This is a genomic window from Psychromonas sp., from assembly GCF_983033635.1.
This window is the reverse complement of record NZ_CEZLMY010000080.1, coordinates 1-15,607: the sequence shown is the minus strand read 5'-3', so window position 1 is coordinate 15,607 and position 15,607 is coordinate 1. Positions and strand designations below refer to the sequence as shown.

The following is a 15,607-nucleotide window of genomic DNA, read 5'->3' as shown; positions in this document are numbered from 1 at the left end:
TACCATTCTAGATAAATATCTGATCTTTTATGCTGGTTAAAATCAACCATCTCTGCGTTATAAGTTTTGTCAAGGGAACAACCATTTACTGCAACTCATGCCTTGATATGATTGATTTTTCCTACGCCTAAATTGACCACTTACTTACCTAGAATGGTATAAAAGATAACTCGACACAATCAGCTCCTCCGCCAGTTATAATGGTTTGGTGAAACTGTCTGCATCTTCAATACCATAAAAACAAGAAAAACCATCTGAAACCATCTAAAACCACTAATAATTTGGCCGTAATATTAGCCTTTGCCCAGTGGATTAGTTGTTGTTTCTAAAATCCTTTTACAGCACTGCACGCATGTGAACGGGAAGACCTGCTTCGTTCATTGAGACGGCGGAAATAAAAGGCAGTTTCCCTTTAGCACCTCGACATCTATCACCATGTTTTACACCTCCTCAATAGGCAACATCAAGCTGGACAAGCCATAAAGTGGATTCTCATCATCACACACTTTCACCGCTTGCATCTGCTTATATTTCGATCGCCAAGCCACGTTATAAAACAGAGCAAGTTGTCTTGATAGCGCTAATACTGAAATACCATTGGCTTCTTTGATAAGTTTACAACCATTTCTATTTCCTATAAGTCGCACATTTAATGTAACACATGTCACACAGATATACGCACAAGGGCAAATGATAAGTTCGTAAGGCCTACTGATAACCTAGCTAACCTTCTCTCTGTTTAAAATGTTTTCTCCTGCCGACAAAGGCTCGATATAACAAAAGTTAAACAAATTAAATATTATAAAGGATAATTATATGAACAAGTATGGAATGAAATTAAGCTTAATTGCTCTGGCAATCACAGCAGGAACAGCAGGAACAGCACAAGCAAGTGATTCTGATTTTTATGGTTATGGCCGCGCAGGCTTATCAACGACGGCCGATGGCGGTGAGCAAGCCTGTTACGGCAATGGTGCAGCTGGCCATTTTACTGGCCGTTTGGGTGATGAGTGTGATACATACGTAGAGATGGGATTAAATAAAACTGTCTACGAGAATGATGGACAGAGCTATCTTGTCGATACCATGATCTCCTATCAAACAGCCGACGGTGCGCAAAGAAATGATTGGCAGTCGGTTACGCAACCAGACCAACCAGACAGCTTAGGTAATATTGCATTACGCCAATTTAATCTCCAGGCAAGCGGTATTTTCGATAGTATCCCAGAAGCAACGCTTTGGGCAGGTAAACGCTTTTATCAGCGCAAGGATGTTGCTCTTCTGGATCTGTTTTACCTGAATAACTCAGGTTACGGCATCGGCTTGGAAGGCATCTCTATGGGGGCAGGAGAATTATCACTAGCATGGATGAATGCTGACCATGATTCAAGCACAGGCAAGATGAATGCTAACGGTTGGCGTATTGTTGAGCAGAACAAATTGGATATCCGCTATGGCGGCCTAAATGTTGCAGGTGGTGTTCTTGATCTCGCTGGTATCTATGGCATGGTTGATCTTACCGATGTTCAGGATAACGCTGGTGAAGGTGATGACGATGGTTATTTCCTTACAGCAGAGTTGAAGCACGAACTGCTCGGTGGCTATAACAAAATCGTTTTACAGTATGGTGCAGATGCCCTGGGTGCAGCGGCTTGGGAGAACGCATCAGGTAGCCAGTTGAGCGCTGCTACTATGTATCAAGGCGACCTGAAGGACTCTTTCCGTATTTTAGATTTCGGTAGCATTAATCTGAGCGATAACTGGGAACTAGCATATTCAGCCCTTTATCAACAAGCTAGCGCCGTTTCATCAAATGCGCCTAATGATACTGCTGAGCGTATTAGTGTTGTTGTGAGCCCTAGTTACAAGTGGAGCGAGAAAACAAAAACAACCTTAGAAATCGGTTACGATGATGTTCAAGAGACAGATGAGTTCGAATCCATAGACCTGCAAAAGGTTGTTGTCGCGCAAGAGTGGACGGTGCCTGCTGGTAATAATTCTACTATTCGTGTCTATGCCGGCAGCTTTTTCGGTGAGCAGGCTGAAACACGCCGCACGGGTAATAGCGAGGGTGATGACGGCAATATCCGCTTCGGAGCGCAAGTTGTAGCGGCATGGTAAAGCTTGCTATAAAAAAGTGAACATTTAGATAATATTATTTAAGGTAAAATTATGAAAGTAATTAAGTTTTATCTGTCCCTGCTGGGAGTCGTTTCTCTGCTTGCCGGTTGTGGCAGCGGAAGTGACGATAACTGGCAGCATCCGACAGAAGTTAAGCAAACAGAAAAATCGCTGGAGTTTCCTAGTGATTTTATCTGGAGTTCAGGCACGTCTCACTTGCAGCATGACGGTACGGCCTGGAAACAGGGACGAGGCATGAGCCATTTAGGTATGTTCGGTCAGTCCTTTAGCTACGGTGAAACGGTCGATGTGGTTAACGATTTAGGCTCTCATTGGAAAGAAGATATCCAGGATATGAAAAAGGCGGGTCTTCAGGCCTATCGTTTTTCATTGGATTGGGCATGGATCGTGCCCACTGGTTTTCCTATTCAAATGGATATGACAACCGGTCAGCCCGTTCTTGATGAAAATGGTAATACCATTAGTGCCGTAAATCAGGTCGCGATCGACTGGTATAATGCCTATATCGATGAGCTGGTCGCTAATGGCATCAAACCGACTGTGACCCTGTATCATTACGACATGCCTATGACTCTTGCTTTTATGGGGAGCTTTAAAAACCGCCAAGTAGCAGAAATGTGGCTTGCATTTACTCAGATAGCATTTGCTAACTTCGGCGACCGCGTGACCCATTGGTATACCTTTAACGAGGTCATCAACGGGGTTATGTTGGATGGGATAATGTCTACCATTTTAGATCTAATCGCCTCCGGAGGGCAAATCTCAGGTGACCTAGGTAACTTATTAGCCTCGAAATCGAAGTCTGATATGATCGGTGAGAATCTGGATTTCATCCATAATGTCATGTGGGCTCATGCCCGTGCGATGGGTATGGCTAAACAGATGCAAATTAAAGGTAAGGTAGGCTTTATTAACACCTTTATTGTGCCAAAAGTTGCAGGTAATGATCCTAGAGACGTAGAAGCCGCTCGAATATATTCTCTGCTGAACAACGATATGTTGACCATGCCGATAAATGAAGCGAAATATCCGCAAGAGGTCATGGATCTGTTGGCCGAAGAAGGCTACTCGATCAGTTACCCGGCAGAGCAAGTTGCCCAGGAGCTTCAGTTTATTCAACAAATGGGTACTGATTTTGCGGCGATCAATTACTATGGCCGAGAAATCGTCAGTCACTCAGAGGTTTCGCCATTTGGTGATGACCAGCAGTTTGAATTACTCGAACAATCGGTGCTTGGTGTTTATAATGCGACACCATCCAACGACTCAACGCCAGCCTTTGCGTTATCTGACGGTTATGATCCTCAAGGCCTGTACGAAACACTAATGTGGATGTCAGATAACCTGCCTGCAGGCACGGATCTGATTATTTCCGAAAATGGTGCTGGCACTAAACCGGATAATGGCAATCTGCTGTTAAGCGGTGTAGAGGATCGCTTAACAGATGATGGCAATGTGCATGATCCTAAGCGAATCGACTTTATTAAAGGTCATATTTCAGCTGTTCATAAAGCGATCCAGGACGGTGCTAACGTGACAATGTACTCAGCATGGTCTCTGTGGGATCTGTGGGAGTTTACCCGTTTTAACAACGTCTTTGGTTTGATTTATGTTGATTACGATGATCCTGCACGTACACGCTATAAAAAAGATAGCTTCTACTGGTACTCGGACGTCATTAAGACTAATACGTTGAAATTAGGGCAGAACCATAACTTAATTCATCAAGTTGAACAGGAGATGAAGCTGGAGAACTAGTCCTGCCTGGTTAAGACTAATACTTTGCTATTAGCCTAAACTGTAATAGCTCAGACAGGTTGTTGAAAAACCCAGTCTGAGCTGTTTTTTTTGGCTAAATGTTTATACTAAGCGAAGTAATATATACCTTCAGTGATCACTAACTAGTCAGTTTATACGCAAATGCGTTTACCGCCCTGACAATATACGCCTTTCATTAGCTTTATTATCCTAAATTACTGTATAACAAAGGCTCTGTTCCTTTTGTGGCGGCAACGTTTACAGGGGAGCAAAATTAATTTGAGGAGGGAAAATGCAAGGATTCAAGACATCAAAAACTGAGAGGACCTCATATGCCTCTTTCTTCTTTGGTCAAAACCTTCTGTATATTATCGTAGTGCAGTATCTAATGCTGTTTTACACGGATGTACTGGGAATCAGCGCAGCTGCCGCAGGAACTTTATTCCTGATAACCCGTGTCTGGGACGCGGTTAATGATCCTATTATGGGAATTATTATTGATAAAATTAATTTCAAAAAAGGAAAGTTTAAACCCTGGATTCATATATCAAGTTTAGTCTTACCACTAATAGCAGCAGGATTATTTTTCAACCTTGATTTATCTCCCACAGGCACATTAATTTATGCTTATGTAACCTATATTCTATTCGGAATGATTTACACAATCAGCGATGTTCCGGTTTTCGCATTATCAACAACTATGACAGACAATATTGATGAGCGGAACACCTTGCTGTCAAGAGGACGAATGACAGCAGCTCTGGCGGCATTCTTCATCGTACTGTTTATACCCATGACATCGAAATTTGGATGGACAACCACAATGGCTATATATAGTGCATTAGCTTTTATTACCATGATGCCCCTTAAATTTTTTGTTAAAGAGAGAGTCTCCGTTGAAAACCGAAAACCAACAACTCTGAAAGAAATTGTAATTAACCTCCTGAAAAACAGGTACTTACTTGTGATTAATCTTTCATTCCTGGTTGCAGGCGTTTTAAATACCGGCGCGGCGGCCAACTACCTGGCAATATATAACCTCAATAGCAAGAATTTGATCCCGCTATTTATGTTGCTGTCGATTGTCCCCATGCTGGTGACTGCAGTATTTATTCCAAAACTTATTAAACTATTCGGCAAAAGGAAATTATTAATCTTCAGCTATGGTTTAGGGACTATCTCCGGGGTAACGCTATTTTTTGTCGGATACGACAGCATCGCTCTTACCATCTTCTTCAGGGTAGGAATGTCCATCGGGATAACCATTCCAGCTTTATTAAAAGGGATCTACGTATCCGATTGCATAGAGTATGGGGCTTATGCTATTGGTAAAAGAGCAGAGGGGATTTCATTTTCTATTCGAACCCTTGTAAGCAAATTGTCCGCAGGATTGGGTGCTTTCTTTATTGGGATTTACCTGGAATTTAGCGGTTTTGCAGCTAATGTGACTCAGACTGAGCGTTCCCTGGATGGAATATTTGCGCTTAACAGTATTTATCCTGCCATCGGTATGGCGCTGGCATTACTGATTGTTCTTCTTTTCTATGATCTCTCTGAGAGCAAAGTCCAGATGATGGTTAATGAGATGAGTAATAGAGCTGAAACAAATAAACAATAATAAGGTAAACGGTCGGATATCCCGCTCTGTGACGTTGTTATCAAGACCCAATTCTTCTGAATCAGGGTAGCAAATGAGCTTATCCCATTGATTGAGCGTGTAGTAAACGGCTCCCCCAGTTTTACCCGCAGCTTACTTGCTACATCTAATTATGTTTAAACAATAAAATATAGTAATGGCTAAGGCCTTTGAGTCTGGGTGATAACATGAAGAGTTGATATTCTCTTTGAACAATTAGTCACAGCTAGCTGGCTACTCCAATTTTGCAAGAGACAGTGCGCTATAAAAAATACAGATTATTGAAATGGACTTAACAGATATGAAACAGCTATCTCTTACTCGATAAGACAATTGTCCAAGAGATGTTTGCCTGGATTACAAAACAAAAAATCGCTATTTGTCTGCAAAAACAGAGCCTAAATCAGTTAAGCAAGCACACGAGGCTTACAAACTAAGAATTAGGCCTTGACTGGAGGTAAGGCCTAATTCATCAAAATGATTACAAAAAAGAACCAGTAGCCATTACGCCACTATCATCAATTAAGCGTTCTCAGGATTAGCTACCGTATTCACCTTAGTCGCGTCAGAAGCTGAAACTTTAAACACCGGACCGGCTACCGCTTGATAATCACGGCTAAACGCAGTATCTATGTATTTGAATTCTGCCGTCGTTTCCTCTTTAGTGAAACCTAATAGCAAAAAGCCACGGTTAGCCAGGTTAAAGTATTCTGTATCCTTACAGGCTTCACCCAGCAGTGGTGCCAGAGTTTTGGCCCACTCAGTGTCCAGCCCGAAATAGGATTCTTGACCATACGAGCTGATCGAGCCGATTGCAAACTCGACACCAACAGATTCTCCATTTTCAAGGGTCAGGTGGTTGGCCCAGAAGTTGTGCGTATCACCCGCTAGTACAATCAGGTTAGAGTCATTATCTTTGGCTTTTTGTAGTAGTGCAGTACGCTCTGTATTGTAACCATCCCAGGCAGTTGAGCGGAATGGAACAGTCGCGGAAACCAGCTCTGCGTCTCCTGCTTCAGGAGTACCGGCAGCGATACGCTTCTGCGCTGCAATCACATCTTTATAGCCTACTTCAATCTGAGCTAAAACAGCTGGATCCATTGGCGCACCGTAGAACATAGTTGGGAATCCGTGCCCGAAACAATTCAGGAAAGGCATTTCCGGCATCTCCAGTCTTGCCATCGGCACCTGTTGACCAAGTACCTGCCATTTAGCCGTTGACTCAGACAATTTAGTTTCCAGCCAATCGAACTGCTCCTGCCCCAGCATACTGCGCGTTCCGCCTGTTTCGGCCAGTAAAGGACGGAATTCAGGACTAACCCCGGTAATCATGGTGAGATAGCCGTTATCTTTGTAGTTCTTTGGATCCATTGTGAAGTGCTCAAACAGATCAACAGGCAACTCACGGCCGACAACACGCGTATCCATCATAATCAGATCAACTAGATCACCGTACTTAAACTGACGTTTAATAGTCAGGTTATCATCTAATGCAGCTGGACGGATTGGTATCCATTCAAAGTAAGTCTGCAGCGCAGCGGCACGACGCGGTGCCCATTCGCCTAATTCGTCACTATGTCCATTTTCATCGTAATTAGTAGTACCACCCAGGTAAACATCGTTAGCTAACTCGTGATCATCCCATACCGCGATAAACGGTACTTTATGATGTGCTTCCTGCAGCTCTGGCTCAAGATGATGCAGCGCATAACGGCTACGGTAATCAGCCAGAGTAATACATGGACCGTCAAGACCGGTTTTTCGTTCAACGCCGCCAGACTCTTTAGTGAATTTCGCCGCATTAGAGTGCGAATCACCATACTCATAGATGTAATCACCAAGATGCAGTACCGCATCGAGATCATTTTGCTTAGCTATTTCTTTGTAAACATTGAAGTAACCACAGTGGTAGTTAGCACAACTAACCACAGCAAATTTAGCTTGAGCAACGTCACCTTCTGGCAGGGTACGGGTTTTCGCAACGGCAGAAACAGTTCCATTACAAATAAAGCGGAAGTAATAATCGGTTCCTGCAGCAAGGCCTACAGCATCAACTTTTACGGTAAAGTCACGTTTATAGTTAGTGGTAGTATTACCTGTACGGATCAAATTTGTAAACGCAGCATCGGTTGCAACTTCCCAACCAACTCGCAGATCGCCGAATGTATCTAACGTTTCACCAGCTTTAAGTATAGGGGTAGCACGGGTCCACAGGATCACTCGATCGCTGAGCGGATCACCACTGGCAACACCGTGGATAAACGTAGCCTTGTTATTGTCGATCGGTAATGTAGCCGGATCAGCACTGTCACCACAGCCAGCCAGGCCAGCAGAAACGACCACTGCACCAACACCTGCTACAGACATTCTCAAAAAATCGCGACGTGTAAATTTATTGCTCATAACTATTAGTTCCTTGTTCTAAGTGAAAAATTGCTATCTGAAATCCGCTGAACTGTCTGGCTGCAATAGCTGTCAAACACTGCTGCCGGAAAATGCTTTAGCAACAGCACCTGGATTTGATTTTACTGTTCAGAATGAACACAATTAATGGAAGGAATTAGACTATTTCAGTTTTGATACAAAGCGTTTATCATTATGATTCTTTAGCTTACCATTTACATTCTTACGCTTTTTATTTGACCATCATCACAATTCAAAATAAGCAGTGATTTATCCAACAGCTTTTTTTTCATGCTGCTATACGTCACGAGGACTAGGCAGACAACTGGGCCTGAAGGGAATTACAATACCCGCAGCCTCTCTGTATATTTTGTTAATATATTACTTGCCTAAAGGAAGGTATTTATAGGGGTAAGATCTTAGTTAAGTGCAAATCAAAAGGACGTTTATTCTCCCTATACTCAACTGAGCTATAGGGCCAGAATAAAAAATCTACTACATACTATCTAGGGCAGTGCCATTAGCTTACGCATGTAGTAGCTGAAAGAGTGCATGGATTTATATGTAAGGAGTGGTAGTACAAACTGACCCCTACATATAATGACGATACCATGCTACCGTTCAACTTCGTCAGTTTGCTTTTAAATTGTCAAGCCAGATTTACAACCTAGCTCAGGTTGGCGGTTTCCTCTTATATTTGAAGGACATTCCATAACCTGCTGAAATAACCTCGCCTTTATTAAATACACTTAGTTAAATGCATATAATAAAAACTTCCGCATGTTCCCTTTTTCATGATAAAAGTAGCTATTCAAAAAGACAGCCAGGACTCTCACCTGGCCAAAAATCAAATAAATCAAGGTGTAATAGTGCACAGTATCTTGCATACTTAAAAGGACGTTTATTCTTCCTATACTCCTAAGCTAACAGCGTACGAAATACTCCTTCTTTACATTTGAACCACTTTTAAAATATGTGTTAACCTTGCGTATTCCAATCATAAGAATTAGTTGCAGTTGATGGACGCTGTTTTAATGCTATTACTAGACCACCATCTATGTTCTCCTGCGTAATCCAATCATAAGAATTAGTTGCAGTTAATGGATGTTCTTTTAATGTGATTTTCTCACTATTAACCGTTTTAGCACATACAGTAACTAAGGTATTTGCACTTGTCATTTCACCATTGGTGTAACAAGGTGCAGATGGAGTTCCGCCTGTCGCTAATGCTGAACCACTAAACGCAATTGCACATAAGATTGTTAATTTTTTCATAATATTTCTCTCTATTTTAAATTAATGTTAATCATAAGTTTTGAAGGCCCCTGAGGTGCTATGCCTTCCGATGCCCTAGTCAACTTAGTGTTGATTGGACACCCTTAGATTATTCCAACTTAGCGAGAAAGCGCTTACCTTTATTATTCTTAAACTTATCACTTGAGCTCTTACGTTTTTTTATTTGATCATTGTCACAATTCAGTGTGACTAGTGATATATCCAATAGTTATCTTTTTCATTCATATACTTATCACTTAGCTTCAGCCAGGCGCTTGCGTGAGATATGTCACAATAAATATCAGCTAACTATTTATTATCCGCAAATTCAGTGCCATCTGTTGACTGGATTAAAAACAGAAATGAAGGTGCGAATTCACTCAATATTGCCGGTTCTGGATCTATCAGGCAGCTGTAAAACTGCAATAAAGTCTCACAGAAATATAGTTTCATGCTAAATAAGGATGCTAAATAAGAATGCTAAATAAAATGACAGGATATTTGACAGTAAATAGAGAAAGGTATGGTTTACCTTTCTCTTTGCCTCCTGAACTATTTACCCAAAAAATAATAACAGGTCGTTATATACAGAAGTTATGTAAAGAACATGGAATCAATATCACCACTCCTGTTTTTATACCAAGGGGAAGAAAAACCGTCCCCTGTTTATATGGTGAATTCATTTACAGTTCAAAGTCGTTTGAACTTAGTAGTTATCAATCATTCAAAGAAATTTCTCAAGAGATAAGTAAAGGTTGTTGGTTGAGTTTTATTCTTGTCTCGGATATTGCCTCCCCAGAAATTGGAAGTGAAGGCTCTTTTGAAGTTTCCTTTTTTACAGAAGCTAGATTTTAACCTGATACTTTCTCGCTGCTGTGAGTATTATGGGCACTAGTGTTGCAATAACTGCAATGCAACTTAATCCGATCGCAAGTTATTTGTAAACAACAATAATATCAAGGTGATTAAAAATGAAATATTGGTGGATATTGATAATCTGTTTATTATCCAGACCGATCAACGCCATGATTGCAGAAAAACCATTACATGTTGCTCTATTTACACCACGAAGTGCACAAGATGCATTTTGGGGACCAGCAGAAGCCTTTGCCAAGGCCACTGAGCAACAGTTAAATATCGTAATCAGTGTCTATTACAGCAGAGACAGTCGAAAACGTATGTTAGAAAACCTGTTACAGGCTAAAGAAGATGGTGTAGACGCTGTGATTTTCCCCAACTTTAAGCGTAATGCTTATGAAATGATACGTAGTGCCGAGCGGTTACAACTGCCTGTTTTTCTTTTAAATGCGGATATTACAGATAAAAATCGCTCACTAATTGGAGAGCCTCAGCAGAAATATAAATACTGGCTTGCCAGTTTAATACCCGCGGATGAAAGTGCCGGTTATTTACTTGGAAAATCTTTAATCAAACGAGCTCGGGAATTAGAATTACAAAATTCTGATGGTAAGGTCAATATCGTTGCAATTAATGGCACGTTGGCAGATAGTCCCGCAATTGACCGTCTAAAAGGACTAAAAAGAGCAGTTGCCGATGACGGTAATGTAGAAATTCTGCAGTCGGTACATTCTTATTGGCGACAAGATACTGCTCGCTACCAAGCAAACCGTTTATTTCAACGATTTCCTGTTATCCATGTTTATTGGGCTGCCAGTGATTTAATAGCGATTGGTATTAATGAAGCACTGAGCAAGCAGCAGCAAGTACAAGAAAAAGACTATGTTACAGGAGGTATCGACTGGTCTGAAGAGGGTATAAAAGCGATTAAAGAGCACCGTATATATACATCTATAGGCGGGCACTTTATGGATGCAGCCTGGGCTGTACTAATGTTGCACGATTACTTTAATGGTATTCCGCTGGGTAAACAGAAACAATTACATTATGTATCACAAATGCAACGCTTAAATCTAAAAGATATAGAGATACTGCAATCACGAATTCAACAAAGTAACTGGCAAGGTATCAACTTCAGGAAAAAATCAAAGTATTACAATTCGACGCTTATTGAGCACTCTTTTGTACCTAGTGAAATATTAAATGAAATAAGAGATTTAGATGAATAATAGCAAACTATTTACAACACGTGATGACTTACAGCAATGCTCCTGCCGGGCAAGGCAAGAAGTAGCTATCTTCGGCGTTTATAATTTATGCAGACTGACTAGATCTTCGCTTTATACTAAAAATCTAGTCAGTTATTAAATTGATAATTCCGAATAACCAACTGGCTTGGCTATAAAGCATCGATTCTAAGTTTAAAATAAAAGCTAAGAATTATAATTAATCTAATTAAGCAGCAGAGTTAATCTTAATATAGTTATCAATCATCTCCTGGGTAACAAGCGCTACACCATTTTCTGATATCTCGTAATATTCCTTATCAGTCTCATAATCGTAACCTATTGTAACTCCATCTGGAATAATGCAGTCTTCAACAATTAAAACGTTTTTCAATTTGCAGTACTTGCCGATAATCACGTTAGGTAATACAACACAACGATCGAGAACACTATGTCGTTCGACAGTTACACGCGTAGAGACCAGTGAATTTTCTATTTTTGCACCTGAAATAATGCTTCCCGCACAGATTACACTGTCGACTGCTTGACCACGGCAACCATCATCATTAAATATAAATTTAGCGCCAGGCAACTGTTCTTGAAATGAATAAATAGGCCAATGTCTGTCGTATAAATCTAATTCTGGATCAACATGTACCAAATCTAAGTTTGCCTCAAAATACTGATCAATGGTCCCGACATCCTTCCAGTAAGCTTGTACATCAGCACAGCCTTCATCATCAAATATATAAGTACAGACGCGATGATTTTGTATTGCTTTAGGAATAATATCATAACCAAAGTCATGCTGAGATCCCTCTAATGAGGCATCATCCACCAGCAGTTTTTCCAGCACATCAAAGTTAAATATATATACTCCCATCGACACTAATGATTGTCCTGGTTTATTCGGTATTTGAGCCGGGTTATCGGGTTTTTCTTGAAATTGATTAACCCTCATATCAGCATCAATATTTAAAACACCAAACGCGCTTGCACAATCGCTATCGACTGGAATAGAGGCTATTGAAATATCTGCATTTTGTTTTGCATGCTGACGTAGCATACGACTGTAATCCATTTTATAAATATGATCACCGCCTAATATCAACACATACTTACAACGCTGTTTGCGTAACTGTTTTAAATTCTGGTAAACCGCATCTGCAGTGCCTTGATACCATAATTCACCGATCTGCTGTTGTGCAGGCACAACATTGACATATTCACCCAATTCCCACGGCATACGACTCCATGATTTTTGTATATGTCCCAATAACTCGGAAGACTTATATTGGGTTAATACCTCAACTTTTCGCACCCCAGAATTCATACAATTTGATAAAGTAAAATCAATGATTTTGTATTTACCTCCAAAAGGTAACCCTGGTTTTGCACGTTCTTCAGTTAAATGTTTTAAACGACTTCCTTTACCACCCGCTAAAATTAATGCAGTAGTATCTCGGGTTAATAAACCAATATGTTGAGACATAATTTTCCTTAATTAGTTAATCAGTTAAATCTGATTTAGTTTTTACTGTTGATAATAAAGATAAGCAAAACTGTTTATGAATCGTTACATATAACGAATTATGGGCAAGCATCTTGCCGTCAAATCGTGCATAGCAACTAATCAACTTACACTTTCAAATATAAAAATGTTGTAACATTATGTAACAGAACGCAATTCATATTCGCTAATATTTCACTAAAAGATACGTTCATATTTATGAACACTTTTTTAACGCATCATCATGTTCTAAAAAATATAAACGCAGTAATCAGAAAAACATAATTCGCATCGTAAAAGAAGATTCGCTTTGTAACTATGATCTCAATCATGTTTGTTATTACAAATACACAAACACCCATATCTTTTATTTGTTTTCAAAGTGAATGCGAATGAAATATAAACTGGCAGCCTTAACTACAAATTTACTCCTGTTTGACCGGAATAGTAAATAACGCCTATGCTTTGTAGTATTCATTATTAGGAATTTCTATGAAAACAGCCTGGTTCTTTCTTCTCAGCCTTTTCTTTTTATCGATGTCGTTTAATCTTTTTCCTAAAGAAACGGTTGTATTAGCTGTTGGGGAGTGGCCCCCTTATGTTTCAGAAAAAAATTCCAAAGACAAAATAGCAGAAATAATCGTAACAGAAGCGTTTAAACTCGAAAATATTGATGTTGTGTATGAATATTTTCCCTGGAAGCGCTCACTTGAACGTGTCGAAGATGGCACTTATCTTGGCACTTTCCCTTGGTGGTCTAATGCACAAAGAGAAAAAGACTTTATTATAAATAAGGAGCCTTTGATTACAGCGAAAGAAGTATTTTTTCATTTGAAAAGCACTGATTTTAAATGGGAAAATTTTAACGATCTTAAAAAATATAAGATTGGAGGTAATCTTTCTTATTCTCATGTTGAACAGCTTGAAAAGAAAGGTATAAGCGTAGATGTAGCGCCAAAACAAGAACTTAGCTTTAAGAAGTTATTAGGCGGTCGAATTGATGCTTTGCCCGCAGATTCTATTGTTGGGTACTATACAATTTTCAAGCTGTTTTCACCTGCAAAAGCAGCTCTATTTACTCATCACCCCAAAGCGTTACGGCAGGGAGATCTGTTTATGCTAATCTCCAGAAACAGCCCCAAAGGTCAATATATTGCAGACAAACTGGATATCGGATTGAAGAAACTTAAGGATTCAGGAAGGTATGATGAAATTGTTACTAAGCTCTTAGAAATGAAATAGCTTTAAAGTTATCTTTAAATGAATCTATCAATTGAATATGAGCATAGTATCCGATCCAAAAGAAATGAGTGGGCATCTATCTGTTAAAACATAATATTTTCTAAAGCAGGCAGTACCCTATCGAAAGAGAGTAGAGCTTTTTTATAAAAAATTGCCTCAGAAGAGTCCTTGAATGCAGCAAAGACAGAACTGAAAATTTAAAATCGTAAAGTGTGGCTAGCTCTGTTTTTTGCTAATCACAAAACTCACCAAGCAAAGTGTTTTGTGCCCTTTTACTCGCTTGTTACTTCCTCGCTAATATCTGTAGCTATATCACGAGAAGCATGACCTATTTCTGTGGTCACATCTTTAGTTGTATGACCAATTTTACGACCTACACTTTTAAATTCAGCACAAGAGGTTAATACAAACATTAGGCTTAATGCTGTTAATGTTAAAATAAATTTTGTCATTGAAATTAAATCCAGGTAGATGCGAAAGTTGAAATTATATACTTTAAACAAAACAAAGTAAGCGGTTTTACTCACTCATAATAGATTACGATAAATTATAAAAACGGATAACTGCCGTTCATAGCATTTTATGATTAATCAAATGTTCAAAATGAACATAAACAATGAAACTGTTCCTGCCAAGGCGACATCGAAATCATTAAAACTCACGTTAACTGCTAAGCTGTAATCTCTAATCGATTCCCGTCAGGATCTAATACACAACTTTCATAGTAACCATCACCCGTTGTTCTTGGCCCATCTAATTTTTCAAAGCCATCCGCGACTAGTAATTCAGTTAATTGATCAACTTTTCTCTCAGAGCCAACTGAAAACGCTAAATGTATAAAGCCAATAAACTGATTATAAGGGTTATTTTTTGACTCCGGAATCGTTGCCATTTCCATTATTTCTAAACGAGCTCCTGACTCAAAAGTAAGAAAATATGAGGAGAACTTTTTCGTAGAATTAAAATATTTATCATTAGCTACTGCATTAAAATATTTAATATAAAAACTCTTTAATCGTTCAATATCTTTCGTCCAAATTGCAATATGTTCAATTTTCATAGCGTTACCATAATGAATAATAGGATGTGGCATTTCAGGAAACTAACCAGGCACCAGCCTGGTCAATTCTTTAGATATTTATCTAGTATCTGCTCAATTATTTTCTCTTCTTTGAGATTTCTTATCACCTGATCATAATGACCCATTACTTTCTGTTTGTCCGGATGATCAGATGCGATAGGGAATACGTTGTAATACGATTTTGACTTTAAAGGCTTAGGTAGGTAGGCCAGTTTATCAATGAATCCCTGTTGTTTTGCCTCATATAATGTACTTATCGTATTAAGCGGGACAGTATCGATTCGCTTTGCTAATAATTTTTTAATCTGCAGATAATTCTGTGAAACGTGATCAAAAGTAAGATCTGAATTAAGAAATTCTTCTGTATAAGAAATATCATTGGTAACACCAATTCTCAGATCTTTTAGATCTGCAAAGCTAGCATAGTTTATGGTGCCTTCATTTTCTTTAAGAATAAAAAAATTCCAGTTTATATC

Annotated in this window: 11 protein-coding genes and 2 pseudogenes; 6 read left to right on the top strand and 7 right to left on the bottom strand. The window is 39.4% G+C overall.

Annotation, left to right across the window (positions count from 1 at the left end):
• Positions 1 to 816 precede the first annotated feature (816 nt).
• The 3 genes from AC4GME_RS11435 to AC4GME_RS11425 all read left to right on the top strand — a co-directional run bounded on the left by AC4GME_RS11435 (position 817) and on the right by AC4GME_RS11425 (position 5,518).
• A complete protein-coding gene (locus tag AC4GME_RS11435) occupies positions 817 to 2,121 on the top strand; it encodes a carbohydrate porin (RefSeq protein ID WP_490377571.1) in 1,305 nt (434 codons plus the stop codon).
• A 51-nt stretch (positions 2,122 to 2,172) separates the two neighbouring features.
• Positions 2,173 to 3,900: a glycoside hydrolase family 1 protein gene (locus AC4GME_RS11430; RefSeq protein WP_490378072.1), complete on the top strand. Its 1,728-nt coding sequence runs from the start codon at positions 2,173 to 2,175 to the stop codon at positions 3,898 to 3,900.
• A gap of 292 nt (positions 3,901 to 4,192) precedes the next feature.
• Entirely contained in the window at positions 4,193 to 5,518 is a 1,326-nt protein-coding gene (locus AC4GME_RS11425) for a glycoside-pentoside-hexuronide (GPH):cation symporter (RefSeq protein WP_490378071.1), read from the top strand.
• A 3-nt stretch (positions 5,519 to 5,521) separates the two neighbouring features.
• Here the strand turns inward: AC4GME_RS11425 and AC4GME_RS11420 are convergent.
• The 3 genes and pseudogenes from AC4GME_RS11420 to AC4GME_RS11410 form a co-directional block, all read right to left on the bottom strand.
• Positions 5,522 to 5,644 (bottom strand): annotated as a pseudogene (locus tag AC4GME_RS11420) (IS66 family transposase); the annotation flags it as partial.
• Between the two features lie 414 nt (positions 5,645 to 6,058).
• The gene (locus AC4GME_RS11415) at positions 6,059 to 7,939 is read right to left on the bottom strand and encodes an alkaline phosphatase D family protein (protein ID WP_490378070.1); all 1,881 of its coding nucleotides are present in this window, start codon (positions 7,937 to 7,939) and stop codon (positions 6,059 to 6,061) included.
• Positions 7,940 to 8,917: 978 nt separating this feature from the next.
• Positions 8,918 to 9,214, bottom strand: coding sequence for a hypothetical protein (locus AC4GME_RS11410; protein WP_490378378.1), 297 nt, complete (start codon positions 9,212 to 9,214; stop codon positions 8,918 to 8,920).
• 477 nt (positions 9,215 to 9,691) lie between these two features.
• On the opposite strand from AC4GME_RS11410, the gene AC4GME_RS11405 reads away from it, so the two are divergent.
• Together AC4GME_RS11405 and AC4GME_RS11400 are read left to right on the top strand one after the other, a co-directional pair.
• Complete coding sequence (locus AC4GME_RS11405) at positions 9,692 to 10,069, top strand: hypothetical protein (RefSeq protein WP_490378377.1); 378 nt, start codon at positions 9,692 to 9,694, stop codon at positions 10,067 to 10,069.
• A gap of 116 nt (positions 10,070 to 10,185) precedes the next feature.
• Positions 10,186 to 11,301 carry an ABC transporter substrate-binding protein gene (locus AC4GME_RS11400; protein WP_490378376.1) on the top strand — a complete coding sequence of 372 codons (1,116 nt, stop codon included), beginning with the start codon at positions 10,186 to 10,188 and terminating at the stop codon, positions 11,299 to 11,301.
• A 226-nt stretch (positions 11,302 to 11,527) separates the two neighbouring features.
• On the opposite strand, the gene glgC is transcribed toward AC4GME_RS11400, so the two are convergent.
• Entirely contained in the window at positions 11,528 to 12,790 is a 1,263-nt protein-coding gene (gene glgC, locus AC4GME_RS11395; RefSeq protein WP_490378379.1) for a glucose-1-phosphate adenylyltransferase, read from the bottom strand.
• 510 nt (positions 12,791 to 13,300) lie between these two features.
• On the opposite strand from glgC, the gene AC4GME_RS11390 reads away from it, so the two are divergent.
• Positions 13,301 to 14,050 carry a substrate-binding periplasmic protein gene (locus AC4GME_RS11390; RefSeq protein ID WP_490379414.1) on the top strand — a complete coding sequence of 250 codons (750 nt, stop codon included), beginning with the start codon at positions 13,301 to 13,303 and terminating at the stop codon, positions 14,048 to 14,050.
• Between the two features lie 272 nt (positions 14,051 to 14,322).
• Here the strand turns inward: AC4GME_RS11390 and AC4GME_RS11385 are convergent, their stop codons facing one another.
• The 3 genes and pseudogenes from AC4GME_RS11385 to AC4GME_RS11375 form a co-directional block, all read right to left on the bottom strand.
• Positions 14,323 to 14,502, bottom strand: a complete 180-nt coding sequence (locus AC4GME_RS11385) for a hypothetical protein (RefSeq protein ID WP_490379413.1) — start codon at positions 14,500 to 14,502, stop codon at positions 14,323 to 14,325.
• A 218-nt stretch (positions 14,503 to 14,720) separates the two neighbouring features.
• Positions 14,721 to 15,110 (bottom strand): VOC family protein, encoded by a 390-nt coding sequence (locus AC4GME_RS11380; RefSeq protein ID WP_490379412.1) that lies wholly within the window; start codon positions 15,108 to 15,110, stop codon positions 14,721 to 14,723.
• A gap of 62 nt (positions 15,111 to 15,172) precedes the next feature.
• Positions 15,173 to 15,607 (bottom strand): annotated as a pseudogene (locus tag AC4GME_RS11375) (amino acid ABC transporter substrate-binding protein); the annotation flags it as partial.

Excerpts from the sequence above, each read along its gene's own strand:
- AC4GME_RS11435 (WP_490377571.1), top strand. The coding sequence starts at position 817 with ATGAACAAGTATGGAATGAAATTAAGCTTAATTGCTCTGGCAATCACA.
- AC4GME_RS11430 (WP_490378072.1), top strand. The coding sequence starts at position 2,173 with ATGAAAGTAATTAAGTTTTATCTGTCCCTGCTGGGAGTCGTTTCTCTG.
- AC4GME_RS11425 (WP_490378071.1), top strand. The coding sequence starts at position 4,193 with ATGCAAGGATTCAAGACATCAAAAACTGAGAGGACCTCATATGCCTCT.
- AC4GME_RS11415 (WP_490378070.1), bottom strand. The coding sequence starts at position 7,939 with ATGAGCAATAAATTTACACGTCGCGATTTTTTGAGAATGTCTGTAGCA.
- AC4GME_RS11410 (WP_490378378.1), bottom strand. The coding sequence starts at position 9,214 with ATGAAAAAATTAACAATCTTATGTGCAATTGCGTTTAGTGGTTCAGCA.
- AC4GME_RS11405 (WP_490378377.1), top strand. The coding sequence starts at position 9,692 with ATGCTAAATAAAATGACAGGATATTTGACAGTAAATAGAGAAAGGTAT.
- AC4GME_RS11400 (WP_490378376.1), top strand. The coding sequence starts at position 10,186 with ATGAAATATTGGTGGATATTGATAATCTGTTTATTATCCAGACCGATC.
- glgC (WP_490378379.1), bottom strand. The coding sequence starts at position 12,790 with ATGTCTCAACATATTGGTTTATTAACCCGAGATACTACTGCATTAATT.
- AC4GME_RS11390 (WP_490379414.1), top strand. The coding sequence starts at position 13,301 with ATGAAAACAGCCTGGTTCTTTCTTCTCAGCCTTTTCTTTTTATCGATG.
- AC4GME_RS11385 (WP_490379413.1), bottom strand. The coding sequence starts at position 14,502 with ATGACAAAATTTATTTTAACATTAACAGCATTAAGCCTAATGTTTGTA.
- AC4GME_RS11380 (WP_490379412.1), bottom strand. The coding sequence starts at position 15,110 with ATGAAAATTGAACATATTGCAATTTGGACGAAAGATATTGAACGATTA.